Source organism: Flavobacteriales bacterium (assembly GCA_013214975.1).
Lineage (GTDB): Bacteria > Bacteroidota > Bacteroidia > DT-38 > DT-38 > DT-38.
Window position 1 is genome coordinate 1 of the sequence record JABSPR010000310.1, and the last position, 3800, is coordinate 3800.

Consider the following 3800-nt stretch of genomic DNA (forward strand, 5'->3'; position numbering starts at 1 on the left):
ATGATTTTCTTGATTTCAATTTCATTGAAATTCTCTTTATTCTGTGGTATCAACTCGATATTAGATAATGAAATAGGCAATCTGCCTGAACCAATCATTTCTGATAATCTTTCTATGGCATCTTTCTTATCCCCTTCTGGGTATATACTAAAGAGTTTTATTTGTGCATTCTTCCAAGCTGGATGACCGAGAATAATGTATGCCAATAAAATCATCAAATTTGAATTCTCATAATCGTTGGTGGAAGACCAAACATGAATTTCTTTTTTACTTCCAAAGTTTCTTTCCGTACAGCGCAAAACACAAATATCAAACTGTGTTACACTTAGTAAATCATAATTAGATGCAATTACATCTAGCATTTCAGGTTCCGAATCCGAATATTCAAACAGAATCATATTATTATCTTTCCCACTAACTCCAGGTAATTGAATCGCTTGTGCAATTGCAGATGTGTACGATGGACTAACAATAGTATTCAAGAAAACTTTACTATTTGCTCCTTCTGAAATCGTTCTCAATTTCGCTAATGTCTCCTTTGCTTTATGACTTGTCTCTTCATTTAAATAACCTTCAATATGATGGATATAGGTCCCAAAACCATATTTATGAGAAATCAACGATACGAATTCGAAAGCCGCATTACGCTTAAACGATACACTTGAAATACAAATCACAGATGGACGCCAATACATCGCTTCATCTTCTAAAGCATCACGTTTCTGTAAGAACACCCTCATTTCCTTACTTAATTGAAAAATAACACCCCTAAATAACTTCACCACTCCCCGCCTATCCGGTTGCGTATATTGAATCCATAGATAGATCGAAAACATTATAGAAACTGCCAAAGAAGCATAGATCCAATGCATTTCAAACATTAACCATAAACTAAGTAAAGCTCCAAACAAAGAAATGTACCATCTTGATCTAAAAGTTGGTCTATATGCTGGATCCGCAGCAAAATGCTCCAAGAAAGAAACCAAGCAAATGGCTCCATAGGTAACCATGAAAAACATAGATATAATTTGTGCGACAAAGTTTATATCTCCAATACAAATAAAGAAGAATCCAATTGCACATGTTATGTAAACACCATTTACAGGCTCATCGTTTGATCGCTTCCCCTTAGAAATCCACCTACTAAATCCAGATGAAAAAACTCTATCTACTCCTAAAGCTTGCAACGTTCTTGGGGCGATAATAACCGAACCCAAAGCAGAAGAAAAAGCAGCAGCAGCTAATCCTATTGGAATTATTGGTCCCCAAATAGCTATTTTACTCATTATCATCTGATCGTTTGCTAAATCGTACACTGATGCTGAAGTGGCTAGCTTATACGCCACGGCGATATACACAATTACCCCTGCAACAGTAGCCCATAGTGTTCCACGCGGAATAGAAATAGACGGATTTTTCAAATCTCCTGAGAGACCTAATCCTGCTGCAATTCCTGTAAATGCTGGGAATATGATAATAAAAACATCAAAGAAACCATCTGGACTATAAACCTTTTCTGTCCAATTAAATTCGCCACTATATTCGGGATTGTCTCCCATAAAAAACATAAGAAGTGAAACAAACAATATTGCGATAACGAGGTAAAGAGTTTTCATACCAACGTTTGCACCTTTCGTTAACATAAGCAAGGTTAAGCCCCCCATAAGGGGAAGACTTACCATTTTCTTTGTAAGCACAAACCCATATTCATTATATAACCAATTGATAACAGGCTCAAAAGCTTCTGCAAATGCAATTACATAAAACGCAACACTGATTGCCTGTGATAGAAACAAGGTTATACCAATAGCAGCACCAACTGTTAAACCAAATGACCTAGAAATAATGTAATATGCTCCGCCTCCTTCTACTTTTTGGTTAGTTGCTATTTCCGCAACTGCCAATGCAGTAGGAATTGTAACAAGGTGACCTATCAGAATAACAACCAGTGTACCTAAGAAACCAAGATTCCCAACAGCATAGCCAAACCGTAAAAAAAGGATGGCGCCAAGTATTGTTGAGATGGCCGTCATAAAGACAGGCACTGAACCCATTACTTTGGAATTATCTGGCATGTTGTTTGTAAATGCGATTGTTTAAATTATTAAACCTTGAATATGAATCTGTATGCTCAACTTAAAATAATTTTGTTCTAGTTTCAGATTCATAATTATCTAACTGAAATAAATTAAAAATGTATTTTTGACACTCAATTTTACTCATCATAAAACTAAAGCAATGCTTAATAGATTAACAACAATAGCAATTATTTTTTCTGTAACTTTCTTAACAATGGGATGGACTACAGAGAATGCTTCTAACAGTAAGAAAGAGATTAAAATTGAAGATGCTGCAATTGTATCTATTTATTTCCACAAAGAGTTCTTAACTACCGGTTTTAGTGGCATACAGGAAAACTTCAACAAACTAACACAGACTAATATATTCAATTATGAAACCTTGATGCTTCAAGTTCATGATAGATTAATGGATGGCTCTTTAGGTAAGTTACCTTTTAACCTACTACCAGAGGAGACTGTTTTATCTACTTCAGGCTATGACAACAGAATTGTTTCGGAAGCAAAAACAAATAAATTCAAACAACCCAAAATTGCTCCTGAAGGGTACGTTGAAATTAGCGAAATGGGCAAAGGACCTATCATAAAAGCAAAGAAGGTTTTTGAATCACAAACAGCAATAATAATTATTGCCCTCGATTATGGTTTGTCGAGAGTAAAACAAATTGATAAATGGGCGACTACAAAGGTTCAAGTTAGAATTAGAATTAAAGCATATGATAAGGTTGGAAAAAAAATGTATAAAGTTGCCCATGATGCCATTTCAGATACTCAATTTGAGTTCGACATTACAAACCTTTATGAGAAAGAAGAAATTAGACCTCTAAGAGATTTGGCAAAAGAAGCTACCGACAATCTTTTCAATACAATCGGACCAGCTATTGAAAAAAGAAATATTGCTTACGAAAAATACCAGATAGCAAATAGTAAATAACTTATAGCGCTGAACCTAAAGCGAAAAGCAAAGTAACTAATCCTATTATTAAGCAATCGGATCTTCTAGTTACGAAGTAAATATAAAAGCAAATTAGCATTGCATACATTAATATGCATTGATTGATTGTGATAGAAATGTTTTCTATTGTGGCTCCGGGAATAACATTTACCCATGCAACATATTGATTTAATCCCTTAACCAATACCAGTAGTACGTTACTTATTGTAATCCCTATTAGAGGAATATAATAGGTGCTCAAAAAAAACAGACATAGAATTAAGACCACCCCAACTATAGGAATTACTATCAAATTTGAAAGTAAAAAATATATAGGAAATTGATGGAAATAGAAAACGGATAAAGGGAAAGTACTTATTTGCGCTGCTATAGATACGGCTGATATTGACCACATATACTTTAAGACAGTATTCTTAAAACTAAGCCACTTTTCGATACTCGGCTGAAAGGTAACTATTCCTAATACTGCGATATAAGACAGTTGAAACCCTACATCAAATATCCAAAATGGATCTGTCAGTAATAGTATAAAAGCAGAAGCCAAAATAGAATTATAAATATTTACTTGTCGATTTAAATTATCTCCTATAATAACAAGACTAAACATTGTTGTAGCTCTGCAAATAGACGCTGAAAATCCTGTGATTGCTGCATAAAACCATAAGGTTACTAGAAGAATTATTCCATAGACGTAATACCGATTAGTCCTTCCGAGCATAAACTGAAGCAACTTAGTTAGGATCAAATAAATTATACCCACATGCAAT

The 3800-nt window shown here is 34.3% G+C and carries 3 protein-coding genes; 1 reads left to right on the top strand and 2 read right to left on the bottom strand.

Annotated elements, in window-relative coordinates:
- Positions 1-2075 (bottom strand): amino acid permease (locus HRT72_09915; GenBank protein ID NQY68022.1); only part of this gene is annotated, 2075 nt, incomplete at its 3' end.
- 163 nt (positions 2076-2238) lie between these two features.
- On the opposite strand from HRT72_09915, the gene HRT72_09920 reads away from it, so the two are divergent.
- Positions 2239-3012, top strand: coding sequence for a hypothetical protein (locus HRT72_09920; GenBank protein NQY68023.1), 774 nt, complete (start codon positions 2239-2241; stop codon positions 3010-3012).
- A 1-nt stretch (position 3013) separates the two neighbouring features.
- Here the strand turns inward: HRT72_09920 and HRT72_09925 are convergent.
- Positions 3014-3800: ComEC/Rec2 family competence protein (locus HRT72_09925; GenBank protein NQY68024.1), on the bottom strand; the 787-nt coding region annotated here is incomplete at its 5' end.

Coding starts and splice junctions, on each gene's coding strand:
- HRT72_09920 (NQY68023.1), top strand. CDS start 2,239: ATGCTTAATAGATTAACAACAATAGCAATTATTTTTTCTGTAACTTTC.